Origin of the sequence: Rubripirellula lacrimiformis (assembly GCF_007741535.1) — a bacterium.
GTDB classification, from domain to species: Bacteria; Planctomycetota; Planctomycetia; order Pirellulales; family Pirellulaceae; genus Rubripirellula; species Rubripirellula lacrimiformis.
Map to the genome: position 1 here is coordinate 598,893 of NZ_CP036525.1, position 21,668 is coordinate 620,560.

Below are 21,668 nucleotides of genomic sequence, written 5' to 3' on the forward strand. Positions count from 1 at the left end.
GGGTTCGACTGGGTTTCAGCCAGTCCAGCGATCCATTGCCTTTCTGCACCGACACCCCATCCATTTGCAAACGACACAATGCCTGAATTTACTGCTGAAGTCATCGGAACCATGATGCTGGTCCTCTTTGGGAACGGAGTCGTCGCGAACATGGTGTTAGCGCGGACCAAAGCGGGTGACGGCAGTTGGTTGTTGATTAGTGCCGGTTGGGGTGTTGCCGTCTTTGTTGGCGCGTTCTGTGCCAACGAAGTCAGTGGCGCGCACTTGAATCCGGCGGTTTCGATTGCCATGTTCGTGGCGGGCAAGATGGAGCTGGAATTGATGGTCCTGTACATCGCCGCTCAGTTCGTTGGGGCGATCATCGGGGCGGCTTTGGTTTACGCATTTTATCGCCCGCACTTTGACGCAACCGATGATGCGGATGCCAAACTTGCCTGCTTCAGCACGGGGCCAGCGATCCCTGGAAACATGCAAGCGTTCTTCTGTGAAGCGATCGGGACGTTTGCACTGATTCTGCCCATCTTCTTGATGGCGGCACCGTCGTTGGTGCATGGCAGCGGACCCGCGGACACTGATCCGATCCTTGGCCTGGGTTCGCTGGGACTGCTGCCGGTCGGGTTGCTTGTCTTCGGGATCGGCATGTCGCTAGGTGGAACGACGGGCTATGCCATCAACCCGGCTCGTGATCTAGGTCCACGTTTGGTTCACTTCCTGTTTCCGATCAAAGGTAAACGAGACAGCGACTGGGGATACGCTTGGGTTCCGGTTGCTGGGCCGATCGTAGGCGCCGTCCTAGCAGCAGTGGTCTATCGTTTGATGGCCTAGGTTTTAGCGGTAGCAAGCACCCAAAGTAGAACGGCCATTCCAGGCCGTCGCGAAAGGGAGTTCGTGCATCGACGGCCTGGAAAGGCCATCCTACGTCAACGTCAACTGCCGCTATTGCGTGTTGCGTTGTCGTTCATGCCCCGGCAGGGTTCTTGCTTGAGTCGTTGTTGCGTTCTTTGCTGTTCCACCAACCTTGCGCAGTGATGAAGCGTCATGGACATGGCGTCCAAATCAAGCGGGTCACGTACAGGGGTGACGTGGTTTTTGATGGCTTCTTTGATCGAACGTAGCATCGTTGATTTCATCCTGATTCGTGTTCCTGGAACCGCACGGCCGGCGGCCGACGCCGGCGTTGTGTCAGCGTCTGAATCTAGGATCGCACTGCTGGATAAGGTGACCGTGAACCGAAGATGAAATGGGGTTCATCATGCCGAGAATTACGAGACTTAGGTCTCGATCGCCACAGGTAGACGCAGGGTAAAGCAACTTCCGTGTCCCAGCGTACTTTCACATTCCAGTTTGCCACCCAGCGTGGCAGCGATGCGGCTTGCGATGGCGAGCCCAAGACCGGATCCAGCGATCCCTCGACGTCGCGCTTCGCTGGATCGAAAAAATGCGTCAAAAAGTTGTGGGAGATCGTCGGCGGCGATTCCGGGGCCCGAATCGAGGACCTGAAACAGCACTTCCTTGTCCTCTAGTGACACGCGAACGATGACGGGACTTCCAGCCTTGCTGTACTTCATCGCGTTGAACACCAGGTTGTCGACAACTCGGCCAAGCAGGGCGGTGGTCGCACGGACCATCGTGGGATCGACTAACTGATTCTCGATACAAAGATCTTGAGATCGTGTGTTGGCTGACCACGTCATGGATTGATGTTCTAGCCACCGCGTTACGTTCACGCTCCGCAGCGGCGGAGGATCCGATTCGGCATCACTGCGGGCTAGGAACAGCAGCGATTCGACGATCTCCTGCAGGGATTGAGTTTCCGACCGCAGCAATTCTAGGTTCGATTCATACTCGCTTTCGCTTCGCCGTCGACGCAAGGTCACGTCGATCTGTCCTAGCAGCACAGTGATTGGCGTTCGTAATTCATGGGCGGCATCGCCGGCGAATCGCCGCTGTTGTTCGAACGCTGTTTGTTGGCGGTCCAGCAAGCGGTTGAATGCGGTGCCCAGTTCCGTCAGTTCGTCACCGGAATCGCCGTGCGTCAGTCGCGACTGGAAGTCTGTGCCCGTGATCTGTTGAGCCTGTTTGGCCATCGCGGAAACGGGACGAAGCGCTTTGCGAATCACCCATCGGCCCAAGACAGCAGCGATCGACCAAGCTAAAAGTGGCAGCAACGTCACCAGCAGAGTCAAACGAAACAGAATGGCGTCCCGGGGTATCGTTGAACGCCCCACCGCTACCGATAGCTGGTCGAATTCGTCGAACTCACGTTGGATCCGCAATGGATGGGGGGCCGATACCTGCTGGCCCATCAGCACCCAGTTGTCCACCCTGGCCATCGTCGCGGCAGTGTTTGGGGTGATGCCGCCACTGTCCGCTAGTCGTTCGGTTCGTGATAGAAAGTCGCGGTCGGCGGACCGAGATTGCTCGACGATCAGGCCATCATCGCCGCGGACCACCCATTGGACCTCGCCAAACTCGTCGTGGACACCGATGTCGATCGAGTGTTCTAGCGGTTGCCATTTGACCTCGGTCTCTTCGACTTCGGCCGCCGCGATCAGCGAATTCAACACACCCCGCATCTCGCCGCTGAACTGGTCGTGGATATGGTCGCGTGTGACGCCGTAGAAGACCAACGAATAGATCGCCAGGATGATGCCCAACGCGGCGAGAAAGAACGTACAAACGCGATTGGTTAAACTCATGAGGTTACTGGGGCAATTCCAGGATGTAACCCTGGCCACGCTGTGTCTGGATGACACGTGGTCCCATTTTTTCCAGTTTGCGTCTTAGTTCTTTGACGTGCACTTCAAGCGTATTGGACATGCCGTCAAAGTTTTCGTCCCAAACCGTTTCGTAAATTCGTGTTCGCGAAAGCACGCGTCCAGGGTGCCGCAAGAACATCGTCAACAGAGACAGCTCTTTTGCGGTCAGGTCGATCGGCATGTCACCGCGGGTAGCTTTCTGTTGAGCCAGATCGATGCGAATGTCCTGGTATTCCAGGTGCAGCGAATCCGATTGCCCCTGGCGTCTCAGCAGCGATCGCACTCGCGCTAACAATTCTTCGAAGGCGAATGGTTTGGTCAGATAGTCGTCGGCACCGGAATCCAGCCCCGTGACACGTTCGCTGACCCCGTCGCGGGCAGTCAAAAACAGCACGGGTGTGGTGCGATTCTTTTGGCGGAACCGTTTCAGGATCTGTAGCCCGTCCTCGCCTGGCAGCCACCAATCCAAAAGCACTAGGTCCCAGGTTTCGGATTGCAATCGCAGCCAAGCATGTTGACCGTCGGCTACATGGGTAACCGCATATCCCTCTTCCGTCAGTCCGCGAACCAGGAAGTCAGCGATTCCTGGCTCGTCTTCGACGACCAATAGGCGGATACTCATCGAACGGCTCGTTGGAAAACAGAGATGTGGGATTCTGGTCCCAGTATTGTTGGCCGAAGTAAGCGAGAAATGAACCCAAGATAAAGTTTTCTTTATCAGCGAGATTTCGGCGGTGCTACCAGCGGCCACTTTGGGCCCAATCTAAAGTCGGTTTTAAGTTCGCTTTAGCTCGGGCTCACGTTTCAGTGCGATAGTTCTTGCAACGAAAGTCGTCTGTGATCCATCCGCCGGAGCCAAACATGACAAACCTAGTAACCATCGTTCACCTTACCGCTATCGCGACTGCGGTCGTATTGATGATGGCCAGTTTTGCGGGATTTCTGCGGACGCAAACCCAACGTCTGGGGGAATCCAGCGAACCGGTGGGGCAAAACCACTACGATCCGCAGTCGCGTCGTTCGAGCGATCCGAATCATGGTCGTCGAATCATCAATCCTTCCGCACGGGTGCCAGATCGATGTCTTTGAATTTGACGACGGTGGGGTCTGCCGGCAGATCGATCGGGTCTCGCTTAGCCAGCGATTCGTCTTCATGTTCAAGCGAGCGGGGCGACGGTTTCGGTGCCAAGACACTCGATTGAACAAAGAACGTTCAGGTTCAATGTGCTGGCTACTGGATCACAATCTTTCGCGACGAGAACGACGGCGAGTGAATTTCGTAAATCCGTCCGTCTTCGCTTTCGACAACAAAAACATTCCCGATGCGTGCCTGGAAGGTTGCACGAAGCGACGCTTTGATTCGTTTGACGCGGCCTCGTCTACCCGAGGGTGTGATCGGATACACCCTCAGTTCTGTTTGCGTTTGGTTGCTGATGATCATTTCCGCACGCCACCTGCCCGGGTTCGGGTTCGAATGGATGGCGGGGGTCATCCGCAGTTCTTGGGGTGGATGGGACTGGACCAATTGTTGCGTCAAGCGATCGATCAGGTCGGTCGACGCGGTGGGAAAGATGTTTTCGCTTTCGATATCGATCGTTCGATGATCGTAGAGTTCGTGGTCGGTCACCTGACCGGTGTCGAAGTCACGCCACTGGACGAATCGATAGTCGCGCGTCCGCATCGAATAGCCCATGTATTGGCGACCATCGAACTTCCGATAGTACTGACTTGTCGCTGCATCACGCACCGCGGTTTGGGGATCTTTCAAGACTGGCACCAGACTGCGGCCGTCGATAAAGTCAGGGGTTTCGATCCCCGCGAGTTCACAGAGGGTGGGGTAAATGTCCAGCAATTCAGCCAGTTGATTGGTCGTCTGACCTGCCGTTGGTAGCGTGGGGGCAGCGATGATCAACGGCACCCGGGCATCGATTTCGTAGTTCGTCATCTTCCCCCAACCGCGATTCTCGCCGAGCTTCCAACCATGGTCGCTCCACAGCACAACGATCGTGTTTTCGGCCAGTCCTTCGTCGTCCAAGGCTTTCAGCAGTCGGCCGATCTGTGCGTCCACGTAGCTGACGCAGGCGTAATAGCCGTGCATCAAATGACGCCGTTTTTCAGTCGACAGTTCCGTTTCGTCCCACGGTTTCGGCATGTCGATCAGGTCAACGTAGTGTGACAGTTCACTGTTATTGCTTGGTGCGTAGCCAGGCGTGTCAGCAATCACCTGTTGATCCTCCAAGACCGGCAACGTGGTCGGATCGTGCATCTGCCAGTATTTCTCGGGGGCGACCCAAGCCAGGTGCGGTCGGATGTATCCCATCGCCAAGAAGAAGGGTTCGGGTTGTTTGCCCAGGCGACGCAAGTCGTCGATCGCCATGTCGGTCCTAGCCCCGTCAAGCAATTGGTTGTCGGCAAGATCAGCCGCAGCGGTGCTAGGGTTTCGCAGGTTGTTCTTTCGCCAGTCGTTGGCAGGCAGATTCGTCATCGCTGCCTGGACGATGGAACGGGTGCCTTCGGGATACGGATTGGGAAGGAACCCCAACGCGCGAATCGGCTCGCTCCATGATTGTGGATCGGGCGTTGGGTTGTGATAGATTTTTCCGTGGCTGACCGCGGTATAGCCGAACTGCCGAAACCATTGTGGCATCGTTACGGCGTCCGGTTTGGCCTCGCGAAAGTGGATGGGCAATGTCCACACGCCCAGGTTGTCCGGACGGATGCCTGTCATCAAACTGGCTCGTGACGGATTGCACACCGCGACCTGGCAATAGGCACGATTGAACTGCACGCCTCGGGACGCCAATCCATCCATGTTCGGGGTGATCGCATGGGGGTCGCCATAACATCCCATCGACGGACGCAAGTCATCGACAGCGATGAACAAGACGTTCGGGCGTCCATGGGACGAGGTTTGGGATGTTGATTCAGATGTCGGCTGATCCGCAAACCCGGTCGCGAATAGGCATGCAGCGAAGGCCAATGCTGCCGCTGGGGTGGTCGTGTGGGTCATGGATTGCTTTCGGGCCGATGGAGGAACACATCGATGGATGCCATCGGAATTGGCGACTGCAATGTCCGCTCAGTCCTGCCTACCTGCTTAGAGGTTCAAGAACTTAAACTCGAACTCGAACTCGAACTCGAACTTAAACTCGAACTCGAACTCGAACTCGAACTCGAACTCGAACTCGAACTCGAACTCGAACTTTTTTTTTCGGCGCAACATCAACAGACGCAGCGCCGACCGTTCGATTGGCATCACGCCTGCGGACGCAGGGCGGTGCGGCGTTCTCGCATCTTCCGAGCATGGAGAAGAAGTTCGAGTTTAAGTTCGAGTTCGAGTTTAAGTTGGGGGCAGGGATAAGCAGGTGGCTAGGAGTCTTTCGGTTGATTAGCCGTTGGCGATCTGTTGCATCAGGACCGATACGTCGGGGTCGGCGTAGATCTGGTTGACCAGCCGCTGATACGATTCGGCAAATCGTGCGTTTTCGGCCAAGTCGCCGAACACCGATTCGATTCGGATGAACGCCAGCGGGTCGGTGGGAGTCTTCTTGGCTGCGGATTGCAGTTCGGCTTGTTGTCCGTCGACGACTTCCAGGGCGTTGCCGTGTCGGTCCGCGTGGCGATCGCTGTAATAGCACCAGGCGGCGATTACCAACGCCGCGTGATCCACCGACTTGCCTCGTTTCAAGTTCTCGCGGACCGTGGGGATTAGGAACACCGGCAGTTTGCTGGAACTTTCCAGACAGATGCGTTCTAGGCGATCTTTGATGTTGGGATTGCCGAATCGTTCGATCAAGGTGTCCTTGTACTGATCCAGGTCAATCCCGTCGACGGGATCCAAAACAGGGGTCGCCTCGTTGTCCAGAAAACTGCGTAGGAAGATCGCAAACAGTGGGTCGCCGATCGTTTCGTCGATGGTGGCGTACCCATAGACCGATCCCAGCAAGCCTAGGACGGAATGGCCGGCGTTTAGCAGACGCAGCTTCATTTTTTCGTACGGCGTGACATCCGAGACGAACTGCGCACCCACTTGTTCCCACTCGGGACGACCATTGGAAAAGTTGTCTTCGATGATCCATTGGCAGAACGGTTCACAAGTGACCGGCCAATCGTCACGCAGTCCGAACTGTTGGTCCAGGGATTCGATGTCCGACGGAGATGTCACCGGCGTGATCCGGTCGACCATCGCGTTGGGGAAACGTACCTCGGCCTCGATCCAATCCGCGAGCGCCGCGTCTTGCATGCGAGCGAATTCGATCACCATGCGGCGGGTCAGGTCACCATTGTGTTGGATGTTGTCGCAGGATTGGATGGTAAAGGCGGGCTGCCCGCGGTCACGCCGCAGTTTGAGTGCTGCCGTCAGGTAGCCAAACACCAGGCGAGGTTGTTGTGGGCTGGACACATCATGCTGTGCATCGGGATTGGTGGCGTCGAAACCGCCTGTCTTGGGATCGACGTTGTAGCCGCCTTCGGTGATCGTCAGTGATACGATCTTGGTGTCCGGGCTGGCCATCTGCTGGATCACCGCGGCCGGATCGTCACAACCAAGCAGGAAATCGACAATGGATCCGATCACGCGATGTTCGACACCGCCGCCGGGTTCCTTCACGATCAGCGTATAGAGGTAGTCCTGTTCTTGAAGCACGGTGGCAATCTTGCGATCGGCTTCCCGCAATCCGATCCCGCAGATCCCCCACTGCGACGCATCCCCCGGTTCGGTCCCTTCGCCCAATCGCATCCATTGATCGGTGTAATACGCTTCGTGGGACCGATGGAAACCACCGATGCCGACATGCACAATCCCGGGTTTGATCCGCGATCGGTCATAGTTGGGCGGGTGCAGTTCGGCGGGCAGTTCAGACAGGTTCTGTTGGTTCAATCGCATCGGATGTTCCTTGGGTTCAAACGGCAGAGGCCGGGATGACAGCAGTGTTTTGGACAGCCTTGCGTCGGTGCAACGCCCAGTAAGACGAACTGAAGTAAGTGATCGTGAAAATGAATGCCCAGGTGCGGAAGAAGGCAACGTTCTTGTCATAGGTTGCCATGTCCGGACTTCGGAACATCACGATTGTCGCTAGGATCGCCGTCAATCCCAAGCTCGTCCACGCTACCGCCCGCAACGCCTTGGTCAACAGCGACGTGTCGATGGCAGGTTCGCCATCGTCGATCGCTTGTTGATCCTGCATCGCCTTGATCGCGTCACTTAGCTCTCGATCAGCCGCTCGTTCGGCAGTGTAACTCTGTGCGGCCCCGTACCGGCGAGCCAAGAATGTGTAGAGAACAATCGTAAAGATCCAGGTCGGCAGGAACAGATAGAAGAACGACATCACCTGCATCGCTTGCAGGCCAAATGCGAAAACCAAACCGGCTGCCCAAGATGCCACCGCAGGCGTGCTGTGGGTCAGGTTGCGGTAGTGTGCCCAATATCGAGTCAGCCCGATGCGTGGGAAAATGAAGTGTTCGGTGAACACGATCGCGCCCACGGGAACCACCAACAATCCCGCATACGTCAGCAGTGGCAGAATTTGACTGAACACAAACGGGAAACAAGCGACCAAGACCGTGATCACACCCACCGTGGCAGTCACTTGCATCCGCGAATGATTATGGAAAATGGCTTGGGCTGCTAAGCCGGCCCGGTACAGGTTGGCGTTTGCGGTGGTCCATCCAGCAACAATCACGATGACATAGCCCGAGTAACCCAGGGCTTGAAACGCGACATCGCCGGGGTCCAGTTGCACGATCGTCGACTTCAGCAGCACGGCGGTTCCGGCGCCCATGATCCCAGCGGCAATCCAAGCCACGTAGTGTCCGAACAGCATTCCGGCGCTCGTGCACAATCCATAGATCGGGCGTTTGGCATAACGCAGCAGCGCCATGTCGATCAAGCCAAAGTGAGTGATCGTGTTGGCCGCCCATGCAAAACCTACGACTTCCCAAAGGCCGATGCCAGGTTCACCCTGGCTGTTGACGCCCGTCCAAATCAGTTGATCGCCAATCGTGATGAACTCAGAAAAATGATCCAGCCAGGGGCGTCCCAGCACCGATTCGGCCAGCGCTGGGAAAAGAGCAAATGCACCGCTGACAAACATGACGACCAACCAGGGTCCACAAAGTCCCGAAAACTCTGCGACCGCATCGAATCCATACATCGCAACGACGACCACGATCGCCCCCACGGCCAAGACCACCATCACGAACAGACTGTTGGTGGGATACCATTCCAGTTGCGATGGTATGTTGAACAGCAATCGTACCGCCGTGCAGGAAACCGTAATCATCGCTGCGGAAATGACGGTGAAAATCAGCACGTTGGCCCAGTTGTACAGCTGGGTCATCGAGTCGCCGGCGATCTTGTCCAAGTATGTGTAGAGACTCAGACGCGTTTGGACTGCGATCGGCGCGGTGATCAGTGTCCAGCTTAGAACCGCCAACACATTTCCGATCAGCAGCCCGATCAAAATGTCAGTCGTGGTGGCCCCCAACGCGACGAAGGTCGCACCGATCACAAATTCGGTCGCCGCGACATGTTCGCCAGCGTACAGTCCGGCAAAGTGCGTCCAGCGATGCAGCTTGTGTTGCGGGATCGGCAACTGCTCGGGCTTCATCCCTGCAATGATCTTCTGTGTCGCTTCAGTGCTCATGATGGAAGCTCGCGAAAAGTGTTCGAAAAGAACCCGTGACACGCCGGTCAATCGCAGATCTTGGGCCGTCCAGGTCTTTGATTGTAGCAATGAGGGGCAAGCACGTTGGCCGCGTGTGAACACGCAATTTGATGGTGGCACCAGCTAGTCATTCATCGACGATCGCGATGAACGGCGAATGTCTCTGGATATTCGGTAGCCCATCACAACCGCAATCAAGCAGCCTGCGAAACCTGGTAGCGAAAAACCGCCGATCATCGGGGGGACCTGGTTGCTCCACAAGGATGCCGAACCAACGAACAGGGCCGCCGCTAAGATTCCCATGACCAGTCGGTTGACGATCGGTTCGAGTCGGCGGTGTTGCAGATGGATGTCGAACTTCCCGCGTTTCAGATTGGTCAGGATGTCGGCGACGTCCTTCGGAAGAATGCCGAACAAATTCTGCCAGTCATCCGCGTTGGACTTCAGCCGACTGTACAGATGCCTGGGCGAGAAGCGTCGCAACATCGCCTTCTTGGCGTACGGCGTAATCAATTCAACCAAGTTGAATCGCGGGCTTAGTTGGTGCGCGGTTCCTTCCAGCATCACCAACAGTTTCAACAGCATCGCAACCTTGGCCGGCAGATAGACCCGGTGATCGCGGATGATCGCGACGATGTCTCGCAAACAACCGCTGAGGTCAAAGTCTTGCAGCGACTGTTGGCCATAGTCATCGATCAAGTCTTCGATCGCCGACAACATCGCCGGTTCATCAAAATCGCTGGGGACCTCGCCTACTCGGGCAACCACCTCCGCAATCTTTTTGGCGTCTCGCCCGACCGATGCGATCAGCGATAGTTCTAGGTCTTCGCGCAATTGATCATCAATTCGACCCACCATCCCGCAATCCAAAATCCCGATTGTGGGCAGGGGCACCGTCGGGTCCGCTGAATCCTGCGGGGCGGTCGATTCCTGGTCCAGCAAGATCATCAGGTTGCCCGGATGCGGGTCGGCGTGATAGAAGCCGTCGCGGAAAATCATGTCCAAGAATACATTGGCGCCACGGCACGCGATCTGGTCCAGATCGAATCCGGTTGCATCTAGTTGGGGCTTCTCTGAAACGCTGATCCCTTCGAAACACTCCATCGTCAGCACGCGCCGCGAACTAAGTTCGGGATACGGTTGGGCGAATCGGATCCCTTCCGCAGTTTCAAAGTTGCGCCGAAACCGCTGCATGTTTTTCAGTTCTCGCCCAAAGTCCAGTTCATTGGAAAGCGATTTGCTGAATTCACGTACCGTCTTCACCGGGCGATACTGTTGCAGTTGATTGGACTGTTGTTCGGCGATTTCGCAAAGCTTTTCGATGATCTCCAAATCATTCACGATCCGGCGTTCGATACCGGCGTGCTGAACCTTGACGACCACGTGTTTTCCCTGCAGTGTCCGTGCGTGGTGAACCTGTCCAATGGATGCCGATGCAAAGGCGACCGGATCAAACTCGCCGAACAGTTCTTCGATGGGGGCGCCCAGTTCCGACTGGACCATGCTGATCACCGTTTCGGGACGGTCGGCAGGTGTGTTGGCACGCAGTTGGGCGAGTTCTAGCGAAAGCGGTTCGCCAATCAGGTCGGGGCGCGTGCTAAGCACCTGGCCCAGTTTTATGAACGTCGTCCCCAGTTCCGTCATCGCCACGCGGATCCGGGCGTGCGTCGTCAAACCGTCGTCACCGAGGGGGCCGCGAAAACGATCCAACCATGACACCGGAACATTGGCCAGCCAATCGGCCAGTCCATGTTTGCCCAGCACGGTTACCACTTCGCGGAATCGATCCGCGTTGCGAACCAGTTGAGGAACGTCCGTCAGGTCCATGGGGGGGCCAGGTGATCGGGGGGCAGTGAGAATCGGATGCAGCGGTGGTCAATATTTCGTCCCAAGCCGGTGCGGAAGGACGCATGATACAATATCACGGCGATCGCTTAACCATCGTCGAAGTGGCGCCCGAACACGCTTCACACCGGGGACCTCGGTGCGCGTGCCGGTTGTCACATCCGTCGGTGGGGTGTATCAGTTCAGGTGATTGAGAAGCGGTTCATCGCGACCGTTGTGCGTTTCATGTACTTGGGAAGCGGTTGCAGAGAACCGTTCGAAGATGGTTGATGCTGATGCAAAGTGAAAACTCTCGCACCCAATTTGCGATCGCCATTCTGGCGATCGTTGCGATCATCGTGCACGTGACGCTGCGATTTGGCATTTCGGCGCCAGAATCCTGGCTTGTGGTGCCGCTATGGGTCGCACTGGTTTTGGGGGGGATCCCGCTGGTTTGGGACCTGTTGATCAAGCTGCTGCACGGTGAGTTCGGATCCGACCTGTTGGCTGGGATTTCGATTGTCACCGCCGCTTGGTTGGGGGAGTATCTTGCCGGGGTCCTGGTCGTGCTGATGCTCTCCGGCGGTCAGACGTTGGAAAGCTATGCCGTGCGAAGCGCTTCGTCTGTTCTGGAAGCCTTGTCCAAACGCATGCCCTCGGTCGCCCATCGTAAAGTGGGGACCCAAGTCGACGATGTTCCGCTCACTGAGATCGGCATCGGCGATGACTTGATCGTGTTCCCGCATGAGGTCTGTCCGATCGACGGAACGGTCACCGATGGGCACGGCACGATGGACGAATCGTACTTAACTGGCGAACCGTACATGATGTCCAAGGCTCCGGGATCCACGGTGTTGTCGGGTGCGATCAACGGCGAAGCCGCGCTGACGATCCGCGCCGACAAACTGGCTGGCGATTCGCGTTACGCCCAAATCATGGCCGTCATGCAATCCTCACAGCAGCACCGGCCGCGAATTCGTCGACTCGGTGACCAATTGGGGGCCATCTACACACCGGTGGCGGTTTCACTTGCCGCTGCGGCTTGGCTTATCAGCGGTGATCCGATCCGATTTTTGGCCGTCTTGGTGGTCGCGACGCCCTGTCCGCTGCTGATCGCCATCCCCGTTGCCATCATCGGTTCGATTTCGTTGGCGGCCAAGCGAGCGATCGTGATCCGCGACCCGACTGTCCTGGAAAAACTAGACGGTTGTCGAACAGCGATCTTCGACAAAACCGGTACGTTGACATACGGCCAACCGGAATTGATCGGCAGTTTTGTTGCCGACGGGTTGGACGATCACGAAGTGTTGTCGCTTGTCAGCAGCGTCGAACGTTATTCCAAGCATCCGCTGGCCGAAGCGGTGATTCGCGCGGGCGAACAACAGGGGGTGGCATCGGCCCAAGCAACTCAGATCGTTGAAAAGCCGGGCCAGGGGTTGTTTGGGACCGTCGCGGGCAAAGCCGTTCGGATCACCAACCGCAAAACACTGCTGGCCGAACAGCCCCAACTTCGTGAATCATTGCCGCCGCCGTCCGCAGGATTGGAATGTGTAGTGCTGGTCGGCGATGTTTATGCGGCGACCTATCAGTTTCGTGATGCACCACGGCGCGAGGGAGCGTCGTTCATCGACCACCTGGGGCCGATGCACAAGATCAACCGAGTGATGCTGCTATCCGGCGATCGGGAATCCGAAGTGCGATACTTGGCCGATCAGGTCGGTGTCACCGAAATTTATGCCGACAAGAGTCCAGAGCAGAAGGTCGAAATCGTTCGTCAGGAAACCAAGCTCGCAGACACGCTGTTTGTGGGAGACGGCATCAACGATGCGCCCGCCTTGATGGCTGCGACGGTGGGAATCGCGTTTGGCCAAAACAGCGACGTGACGACCGAGGCGGCGGGGGCCGTGATCTTGGATTCTTCGCTGCAAAAAGTCGACGAGTTGATGCACATCAGTCGTCGCATGCGACGCATTGCACTGCAAAGTGCGGTGGGGGGCATGGGGCTAAGCGTGATCGCGATGTTCGTGGCGGCCGCGGGGTACTTGCCGCCGGTGGCCGGAGCGATCACGCAAGAAGTGATCGATGTCCTAGCGGTCGTCAACGCACTGCGCGTCGCTGTGAACCCGGGCCTGTTGTCCGACTATGAATCGAAGCCACCCGCCGCCGGGGCCGACACACCGGCAAGCGGTTGATTCGCAGGACCGGCCCGTCGGTCGCCCCGCCTTTTCCATCGGGAACGCGGACTTCCCCATCGGTCGCCGTTGCGCTGTACGAACACGCGGGCAAAACGTGTGGTCAAAACGTGTGGTCAAAACGTGTGGGATACGGATCATCGCGGGGGCAGAAAGGCAGGGTTTGTGGCTTGGCGACCTTCCATAGGCGCGCCGGTTGCATAGGAACCTCTGACGGATGTTTTTCCGTTTTTTACAAGGAACCTATGCATGACTGTCAGCCTACATTCCGCTGCTGCAACGCACGCCGATCACCGTCAATGGAAGAACGATCTCGAAACTTGGGAAAACGACATCGCCAACTGGCGTCGCGAACACGAAGATGCTCTCGCCGCGTTGGAACAAGTCGCAGATTGCATTCGGCTGCACAATGAATCGCTGGACGATCACGAACAGGCACTGCAAAAGACGGCGTTTGGTCTCACCGCGCATGAGAAGAAGCTGGCGGATCTCTTGCAGTCCAGCGGTCCATTGGATCTGGATGATGATCTGCAGCAGCAACATCAGCAGGAAGCGGCGCAGCACCAGTTGAACAAAGCTGCCCATGAACGGATCAAACGCCACCATCATCGTGCGATGGCACAGGTCGCAATTTTGAAAGCCTCGGTCGAAGCAGCGCTGTAGAGGGAGCGTGAGCCAACGTGCGTTGACGCCCACTTTGTCGTGCGAACAAGCACGGTAGTCGGCGCAAATGGTCAAAGTGATCGCAATTCTGCAGCGGTATCCGCTTTGCGAACTCTGTTCATCGACCGGTTCATCCATCGCAGCAAAGGGAAAGTACTATGCGAGTTTTATTGGCAAACGACGCGTCGAGTCATAGTCACGCGGCGGCGGAGTATCTGTTGGCGATGCCGTTTCGCAAACCCATTGATTTGGACATCGTGTCTGCGATTGCCCCACCGATCTGGATCGATGGTTCCACGGGCGGGATGGCACTGGACTTGACCGAGTTCATGGAGGAAGAGCGCGGGGTGGCCCAGCAGCGCGTCGATGAAGCGGCCACCAGTTTTCGCGATGGTGCTCGTGGCAAGTCTCTGCATGCGGTTCACACGCATGTGCCTGTCGGGCCGCCGTCCAGCGAACTGTTGAACTTGGCGTCGCAAACCGATTGTGATCTGGTTGTCCTGGGGGCCGTCGGCCATTCGGCTCTCGGCCGCGTGCTACTGGGAAGCGTTTCGGACTATGTGGCGACGCACAGCGACGTATCGACCTTGGTCGTTCGTCCCAATCAGGATTCGGATCAGCCGCCTTCGCTGGAAAAGATCGTGATTGCACTCTCGGGCAGCCGCGAAGACCAACGGATGATTGATTGGCTAGGGAATTTGCACCTGCGGCCAAGCGTGGAAGTTCACCTGATTCGCATTCTGCGGATCGACACGCTTTACCGACAAGATATTCGGCAAAGGGCGGCCGCGTCGTGGGGTGTCTTTGTCAAGGAAGCTCAGCAACAGATCCTGGACATGGAAACTCAGCTTCAGGCGATGGACCTGAATACCGAAACGCATCTGGTCGAAAGCGGCCATGTCGGCGAGGCACTGATCGACTACGCCGAGATGCACGGCTGTGACCTGATGATGACCGGCGACAGCGACAGTGGATTGCTGACGCGAGTTTTCATGGGCAGCACGTCCCGCTACGTCCTGCGTCATGCGATGTGCAGCGTGCTGGTGGTCCGAGACAAAGAGGAACGGGCCAAAGCAAAGCAAGAGATCGCTGCTGGTTTTCAGACCAATCCGATGATGATCTAACACTCCGCTGCCCCATCGACTCGCGCAAGCAGGGCGTTGGCTCGGCAAGAACCATCGCCAGGTATCCATTGTCAGAATCGGCGATCACGGATTGCTGTGCCAGAGGCCTGCAGGCGAAACTTTCTTGCCTGCTGGAATCCGTTTTCCGCCGGTGTGGGAAACACTGGCTGGTCGGATTCGTGATCATCATGGCACCGACGTTGGTTGGGGGTGAACACGAAGTTGGTTTGGGTTGAACATCTAGGGGCGGGCAGCAAATGAGAGGGGCGTACCATGCGATTCTGATCTCGGGTCAGTTCGTCTCGTCGGCGATTCTGGTGATGTCGGCCACTTGGTCGCCATTTCCGTTCCACGCGTTGCTGATTGCCAGCCCGGGCATCGTTTTGGCCGTGTGGGCGTGGTTCACGATGGGGCTGCTGCGGCTTCGTGTGGGTCCAGGCACAACGCAGCAGACTCGGCTGGTTCGCAGTGGCCCGTATGCCGTTGTTCGTCACCCGATGTATGTGGGACTGCTTTGGTTCACGGCGGCATGGTTGCCCTTCCCATTGGCGTGGTGGCGATCTGCGACGTGGTTGATGTTGCTGATCATTCTGATCGCGAAGACACGGGAAGAGGAAAAAGCAATGTGCGATCGTTTTGACCAGTACCCGAGCTACCGCGATCAGGTGGGCGGTTTGTTTCCGAAACTGCCCACCGCCACCCGATCTGGCTAGTGCCGTACGGCTTGGGATAGCGTTCGCAATCGCACGCCTTGGTGGTGTGGACTGTGCGGTCACGCTCGGATGGATGCGGCGCTGGGGCCCATTTTGTGCCGATCGGGTGGCAAATGGAAACGAATGCATTCGGCCCGATCTTTGCTTGAATCAATGATGGCAAAAGCGATTTGTTTTTGCGGTCCACGTTCCTCCCGTTAGAGGCAATTCGATGTATGAAAAAGACGTTCTCCATAGGCGAGGGCAAGCACTTGAAGACGAGTTCTTCCGACGGGTGGACCATAAGCTTGGCGAAGAACTACGAGCCAAGATGGACCGCGACGAAGCACGGATTCAATTGGCGTCCGCGACGGGGTTCCAGGACGAAGAACTGTTGGACCACTTGATCGACGCAGGATTTTCTCAGGCTTCCATCGCTGCACTCGCGTTGGTTCCCGCTGTGTTTGTCGCTTGGGCCGATGGAAACGTGACGCCTGCTGAACGCCAAGTCATCTTGCACGCCGCCCTTCGCCGTGGCGTCAAGCAAGAGCCGTCTGCGTTTGCGATGCTAGAAGACTGGCTTCACGTACAACCAAGTGATCTGCTGTGGAGTCTTTGGACCGAGTATTCGCGTGCCGTGTACCAATCGGTAAAGCCCGCCTTCGCAGCCATCCTGCAGAACGAGATTTTGCGATTGGCGACGGTCGTTGCCGAGGCGTCGGGCGGCACTTTCGGGCGCGGGCAGATTTCGCCTGCCGAAAAAACGATTCTGGACCAGATTGCCGCCGGTCTGTTGGTCGACGATTAGCCAGAGACGTCGCCCAAATCATGCGAACATCCTAGCTCCCCGCGGTTGGAAAATCGTGGGGAGCCAGGCCCGAGCCGAACCGGGCCGTGGATGTCAGACCCAGGGCCGGGTGAATGAGGGCCGGGCGAACGAGGTCCGGGCGAACCAGGTCCGGGCGAACCAGGGCCGGGCGAACCAGGTCCGGGCGAACGAGGTCCGGGCGAACGAGGGTCACCCGAGGCTGTCCTGGTCGAGGTCGGCCCAGCGGCAACGAACCTGCGTGCCGTTCGTCGCTACTCGGTTTCACGCAGCGATTGGTGGCATCGAACGCAACTGACCGTCAACTGGTGATAGGCCAGCGTGACGCCTTCGATGTTTTCTTTCTTTGCTTGGCGAATCACTTCGTCGGTCATGCGTTCAAACGACCGTAGATGTCCTCGGTAGCCTTCGAATCGACTTCGTGCGAAGCCTTCCACCTTGTTCAGCACACGCATCTTGTTCGCGTTGGCTTCGATCTCTGCAAAATCACCCATCGAAAGTCCTCGCAAGATTCCGGTGGAGTAGTCCAGTTTCTTTTTCATCCAGAAGTCCAGCGGTTTATCGCTGGTATCGGAGTGGTCCGAATCCGCGGTCGCTGCTGCTGGCGTTGTGGATTCCTCTTGCGCCACTGCAGCGCTGCAAAACATGATCGAAAACGTCAGCAAGAAAAGACTTCGCATCACAAAATTCCTGGTCATCAAGGTTCGGGTTGAAACGGTCGCTCGCTGACTTAGGCAAAGGTCATGCCGATGTTCCAATCCCGGGTATGCGACATTGCCTGCGTGCCTGACGGCACAGCGTGCAGATGTGCACGACATCGTGAGCGAAACGTCGGTCTGGTGGTCTTCGTTTCGATTGGTCCGGGGATTGCGAACGCTGCGTCCCTGGTTGCGAGATCGGGAATGATCGAGCCAAGGAAGTAGCCTCGCTGCGGAAGTACGCCACCATGACCAATATTGCTTCGGACAATCCAACCTTGGCTGCCCCGCCGAAGCCACCTCACGCCGAATCCGTGTCCTCGATTCTGGCGACGATCAAGACATCCACCAATACCGGCCTCGACAGTGCCGAAGTCTCTCGGCGATTAGCGAAGTTTGGTCCCAACACGATCCCGTCGTCCGATACGGTTCGCTGGCATCAAGTTCTGTTGCGGCAATTCACCGACGTATTGATCGTGATCTTGGTGGTGGCTGGGTTGGTGTCTGTGGCGGTTGGCGAGGTCACCGATGCGATCGTGATCTTTGCGATCGTCTTGCTAAACGGATTGTTGGGGTTTGTTCAAGAGTGGAAAGCGGAGCGATCGTTGGCTGCACTGCGCCAAATGTTGGCACCACGTTGCCGCGTGATACGCGACGCAAGCGAAATGGAGATCGACGCTGCCGAATTGGTCCCTGGCGACATCGTGCAGATTGAAACGGGCGATCGTGTTCCAGCCGACCTGCGACTGACGCGATGCATGAACTTGCAGATCGACGAATCGGCGTTGACCGGCGAATCGGTAGCGGTCGATAAGTCGACGGATTCCATCGAAGCGACGACCGATTTGGCCGAACGGACCAACATGGCGTGGACGGGAACCGCCGCCACCGCTGGGCGAGGCATCGGAGTCGTTGTGGCCACGGGCCAGAACACTGAATTTGGTCGGATCGCCAAGCTGACCGAAACCATCGGACGCGACGCGACTCCGCTGCAACAGAAATTAAGTGTCCTTGGCAGGCAGCTTGGCGTCGCCGCCATCGTGATATCGATCGTCGTCGCCGTGACCGGTTGGGTGATGGGCAAGCCGATGACGGAGATGTTCTTTACGGCTGTGTCGTTGGCGGTGGCCGTCGTCCCCGAAGGATTGCCCGCCGTGGTTACCCTGACGCTGGCACTTGGCGTGCGCGAGATGGTGCGTCGCAAGGCCCTGTTGCGTCGCTTGCGGGCGGCCGAGTCGCTCGGGTCGGCGACCGTCATCTGCACTGACAAAACGGGCACGCTGACGCAAAATCAAATGACAGTCCAACGAATCTGGTTGGCGGCTGGTGAAGTCGACGTGACAGGGGTCGGCTATGACCCCGCGGGGCACTTCGAATCGGCAGGACAAAAGATCGATTTTCGTGACCGCAGTGATTTGTTGGCTCTGTTGCATTCCGGCCTGCGATGCAACCACGCCCGGCTAGTCAAGAACGCCGATGGATGGCAACCGATCGGCGAACCGACCGAGTCAGCGATCGTCGTCGCGGCGCACAAAGCCTGGATTGATCCGCGTCAATGCGTCGAGCCAGTGGCCGAATTTTCGTTCACATCCAATCGAAAACGGATGACGGTGATCACGCAGGATCAAGGGCAGATGATCGCCGATGCAAAAGGGGCCCCCGAGATACTGTTGCCGCTGTGCACTGACATTTTGGAGGGCCAGTCCCGTCGTCCCTTGACCGACCAGGATCATCAGAACATCACCGCGGCGATCGAAACGATGGCCGGGCGCGGACTGCGGACTCTGGCGATCGCCCGGCGAGAACTATCCGCCAGTGATCCGTGTGACGAAAGTGCCGTCGAGGACAGCATGACGCTGCTGGGGATCGTTGGCATGATGGACCCGCCTCGGGCAGAGGTCCCCGACGCGATATCGCTGGCCAAGGCCGCGGGCATTCGGGTCTTCATGATTACCGGCGATTCGCCTGTGACCGCGACCGCCATCGCTCGGCAAATCGGTTTGCCAGTCGACCAAGCCGTGGTCGGCGGCGAACTGGATGCGATGGACGATCAGGCGTTGGGGACCGCACTGGCTGGCGACGTCGTCTTCGCTCGCACCACGCCGGAACACAAGCTGCGGATCGTAAAACTGTTGCAGTCCCAAGGTCATATCGTCGGCATGACCGGCGACGGAGTGAACGATGCGCCGGCGCTGAAGAAGGCTGATATCGGAATCGCGATGGGAAAACGGGGCACCGATGTTGCCAAGGGAGCCGCGGATATCGTGCTGACCGACGACAACTTCAGTTCAATCATCGGTGCGGTCGAAGAGGGACGTCGGCAATATGACAACATTCAAAAGTTTGTTCGATACCTGTTGTCGTCCAATACCGGTGAAGTCGTCGCAATCTTTCTGAACATCTTGATGGGCGGACCACTGTTGTTTTTGCCTGTGCAAATTCTGTGGATGAACTTGGTCACCGATGGGTTGACGGCCGTGGCGCTCGGATTGGAACCGTCTGAAAAGAACACCATGTACCGGCCTCCTCGACGACCCGATGAACCGGTGCTGACGAAGTCTGGGATGGCAATGATCGCGGCATTAGGAACCTACGTCGGACTGGCATCGCTATGGCTGTTTCATCACTACTTGGACGATGCCGATCCGAGTTCGATCGCGATTGCCCAGACCGTCGCATTCACTGGCATCATCGTGGTTGAAAAAATCAACGTCCTGAATTTCCGTTCGTTAGGGGCACCGATTTGGACGGTCGGATTTTTGTCGAATCCTTGGGTGTTGTTGGCGATTGGAACCACGATCTCGCTTCAAATCGCGGCGGTCTATGTCCCTGTGATGCAGTCGGTCCTGCATACCGTTCCACTATCGCTTGCCGATTGGGGGCTGATCGTCGTGGTCGCGATGCCGATCTTTGTGTTGGTGGAGATCATCAAAACATTCGCGTGGATGCGATCATCCACCGAGTCATCTTGAACCACGGGGTTGGCTGGGTTGTGCGTTACCGCACATCCACGTGGTGACTTTGCCGACATTTCCGGACTGGATCAAAAATTGCATTGTACGGCTGGCAACACTACTTTCAACCGAGGGGAACGAATCATGTCGCAATCCATCACTGAACTGCTTGGCGAAGACGCCGACCGCTTGTTGTCGCACCAATGCCAAACGATTCCACAGGAACACCTGCACATTCCCGGACCGGATTTTATGGAGCGTGTGGTTATTGACAGCGATCGCAATCAACGAGTGGTCAACAATTTGGCTAGGTTGTTCGGGCATGGGCGATTGGCGGGAACCGGATACGTTTCGATCTTGCCGGTGGATCAGGGCATCGAGCACTCGGCGGGAGCTTCGTTTGCACCCAATCCTGAATACTTTGATCCCGCGAACATCGTACGCTTGGCGATCGAAGGCGGCTGCAATGCGGTGGCTTCGACGATCGGTGTTCTAGGGGCAGTGTCACGGCGGTATGCACACCGGATTCCGTTCTTGGTGAAGATCAATCACAACGAATTGCTTAGCTACCCCAATTCGTACGACCAAGTGATGTTTGCCAGCGTGGATCGGGCTTTCGATTTGGGGGCAGCCGCGGTTGGGGCAACGATCTATTTTGGATCGCCAGAATCACGTCGACAGATCGTCGAGGTCGCCGAAGCGTTCGAACGGGCTCATGAATTGGGCATGGCGACGGTGTTGTGGTGCTATTTGCGAAACCCTGGGTTCAAAACCGACCAAGACTATCACGCGTCGGCGGACCTGACCGGCCAAGCCAACCACCTAGGCGTGACATTGCAGGCCGACATCATCAAACAGAAGCTGCCTACCAACAACGGTGGGTACGTCGCGATCCAGTTCGGAAAGACTTCGTCATTGGTCTACAAGAAACTGACCACGGACCATCCGATCGATCTGTGTCGCTATCAGGTGGCCAATTGCTATATGGGACGTGTGGGGATGATCAATTCAGGCGGGGCGTCCTCGGGGGCATCCGATCTAGCGGATGCTGTGAAGACCGCTGTGATCAACAAACGGGCTGGCGGCACCGGATTGATTTCAGGTCGCAAGGCGTTTCAACGTCCGATGACCGAAGGCATCGAACTGCTAAACCAGATCCAAAACGTGTACCTGGATTCATCGATCACGATCGCATGACCGACGCTCTGGAATTTTGACGAATTTCACCGCGGCGCAGGTTCGATCGCTGTCAGGACGGATCGGTGGCTTCT

18 protein-coding genes are annotated in these 21,668 nt (G+C 57.1%); 9 read left to right on the plus strand and 9 right to left on the minus strand.

The annotated features are described in order from the left end of the window. Window positions 1–78 precede the first annotated feature (78 nt). Complete coding sequence (locus tag K227x_RS02090) at window positions 79–825, plus strand: MIP/aquaporin family protein (protein WP_145167850.1); 747 nt, start codon at window positions 79–81, stop codon at window positions 823–825. Between the two features lie 101 nt (window positions 826–926). Here K227x_RS02090 and K227x_RS02095 read toward each other — a convergent pair whose 3' ends face one another. The 3 genes from K227x_RS02095 to K227x_RS02105 all read right to left on the minus strand — a co-directional run bounded on the left by K227x_RS02095 (window position 927) and on the right by K227x_RS02105 (window position 3,381). Further along, window positions 927–1,118: a hypothetical protein gene (locus K227x_RS02095; protein WP_145167851.1), complete on the minus strand. Its 192-nt coding sequence runs from the start codon at window positions 1,116–1,118 to the stop codon at window positions 927–929. 153 nt (window positions 1,119–1,271) lie between these two features. Continuing rightward, the gene (locus K227x_RS02100) at window positions 1,272–2,699 is read right to left on the minus strand and encodes a sensor histidine kinase (protein ID WP_145167852.1); all 1,428 of its coding nucleotides are present in this window, start codon (window positions 2,697–2,699) and stop codon (window positions 1,272–1,274) included. A 4-nt stretch (window positions 2,700–2,703) separates the two neighbouring features. Then, window positions 2,704–3,381: a response regulator transcription factor gene (locus tag K227x_RS02105; RefSeq protein WP_145167853.1), complete on the minus strand. Its 678-nt coding sequence runs from the start codon at window positions 3,379–3,381 to the stop codon at window positions 2,704–2,706. Between the two features lie 239 nt (window positions 3,382–3,620). On the opposite strand from K227x_RS02105, the gene K227x_RS02110 reads away from it, so the two are divergent. Next, complete coding sequence (locus tag K227x_RS02110; RefSeq protein WP_145167854.1) at window positions 3,621–3,848, plus strand: hypothetical protein; 228 nt, start codon at window positions 3,621–3,623, stop codon at window positions 3,846–3,848. Window positions 3,849–3,990: 142 nt separating this feature from the next. On the opposite strand, the gene K227x_RS02115 is transcribed toward K227x_RS02110, so the two are convergent. After that, on the minus strand, window positions 3,991–5,769 hold the full coding sequence (locus K227x_RS02115) for a sulfatase (RefSeq protein WP_145167855.1): 1,779 nt from the start codon (window positions 5,767–5,769) through the stop codon (window positions 3,991–3,993). Between the two features lie 33 nt (window positions 5,770–5,802). Between K227x_RS02115 and K227x_RS30180 the strand changes: the two genes are divergently transcribed. Continuing rightward, window positions 5,803–6,120 carry a hypothetical protein gene (locus K227x_RS30180; RefSeq protein ID WP_218933706.1) on the plus strand — a complete coding sequence of 106 codons (318 nt, stop codon included), beginning with the start codon at window positions 5,803–5,805 and terminating at the stop codon, window positions 6,118–6,120. 27 nt (window positions 6,121–6,147) lie between these two features. On the opposite strand, the gene K227x_RS02125 is transcribed toward K227x_RS30180, so the two are convergent. From K227x_RS02125 to K227x_RS02135, 3 genes are all read right to left on the minus strand, one after another. After that, window positions 6,148–7,644, minus strand: a complete 1,497-nt coding sequence (locus K227x_RS02125; protein WP_145167856.1) for a mannitol dehydrogenase family protein — start codon at window positions 7,642–7,644, stop codon at window positions 6,148–6,150. Between the two features lie 16 nt (window positions 7,645–7,660). Next, on the minus strand, window positions 7,661–9,403 hold the full coding sequence (locus K227x_RS02130; protein ID WP_145167857.1) for a purine-cytosine permease family protein: 1,743 nt from the start codon (window positions 9,401–9,403) through the stop codon (window positions 7,661–7,663). 144 nt (window positions 9,404–9,547) lie between these two features. After that, a complete protein-coding gene (locus tag K227x_RS02135) occupies window positions 9,548–11,251 on the minus strand; it encodes an ABC1 kinase family protein (RefSeq protein ID WP_145167858.1) in 1,704 nt (567 codons plus the stop codon). 287 nt (window positions 11,252–11,538) lie between these two features. On the opposite strand from K227x_RS02135, the gene K227x_RS02140 reads away from it, so the two are divergent. Then, the gene (locus K227x_RS02140) at window positions 11,539–13,440 is read left to right on the plus strand and encodes a heavy metal translocating P-type ATPase (protein ID WP_218933707.1); all 1,902 of its coding nucleotides are present in this window, start codon (window positions 11,539–11,541) and stop codon (window positions 13,438–13,440) included. Window positions 13,441–13,701: 261 nt separating this feature from the next. On the opposite strand, the gene K227x_RS02145 is transcribed toward K227x_RS02140, so the two are convergent. Next, complete coding sequence (locus K227x_RS02145) at window positions 13,702–14,178, minus strand: hypothetical protein (RefSeq protein WP_145167859.1); 477 nt, start codon at window positions 14,176–14,178, stop codon at window positions 13,702–13,704. 83 nt (window positions 14,179–14,261) lie between these two features. Between K227x_RS02145 and K227x_RS02150 the strand changes: the two genes are divergently transcribed. The 3 genes from K227x_RS02150 (at window position 14,262) to K227x_RS02160 (ending at window position 16,727) form a co-directional block, all read left to right on the plus strand. Continuing rightward, entirely contained in the window at window positions 14,262–15,227 is a 966-nt protein-coding gene (locus tag K227x_RS02150) for a universal stress protein (RefSeq protein ID WP_145167860.1), read from the plus strand. A 257-nt stretch (window positions 15,228–15,484) separates the two neighbouring features. After that, complete coding sequence (locus K227x_RS02155) at window positions 15,485–15,940, plus strand: methyltransferase family protein (protein WP_145167861.1); 456 nt, start codon at window positions 15,485–15,487, stop codon at window positions 15,938–15,940. A gap of 211 nt (window positions 15,941–16,151) precedes the next feature. Further along, the gene (locus K227x_RS02160) at window positions 16,152–16,727 is read left to right on the plus strand and encodes a hypothetical protein (RefSeq protein ID WP_218933708.1); all 576 of its coding nucleotides are present in this window, start codon (window positions 16,152–16,154) and stop codon (window positions 16,725–16,727) included. A gap of 272 nt (window positions 16,728–16,999) precedes the next feature. Here the strand turns inward: K227x_RS02160 and K227x_RS02170 are convergent, their stop codons facing one another. Further along, window positions 17,000–17,425 carry a hypothetical protein gene (locus K227x_RS02170; RefSeq protein ID WP_246146450.1) on the minus strand — a complete coding sequence of 142 codons (426 nt, stop codon included), beginning with the start codon at window positions 17,423–17,425 and terminating at the stop codon, window positions 17,000–17,002. Between the two features lie 266 nt (window positions 17,426–17,691). On the opposite strand from K227x_RS02170, the gene K227x_RS02175 reads away from it, so the two are divergent. Continuing rightward, window positions 17,692–20,415 carry a cation-translocating P-type ATPase gene (locus K227x_RS02175; RefSeq protein ID WP_145167863.1) on the plus strand — a complete coding sequence of 908 codons (2,724 nt, stop codon included), beginning with the start codon at window positions 17,692–17,694 and terminating at the stop codon, window positions 20,413–20,415. A 126-nt stretch (window positions 20,416–20,541) separates the two neighbouring features. Further along, window positions 20,542–21,594, plus strand: coding sequence for a class I fructose-bisphosphate aldolase (locus K227x_RS02180; protein ID WP_145167864.1), 1,053 nt, complete (start codon window positions 20,542–20,544; stop codon window positions 21,592–21,594). The last annotated feature ends 74 nt before the right edge of the window (window positions 21,595–21,668 follow it).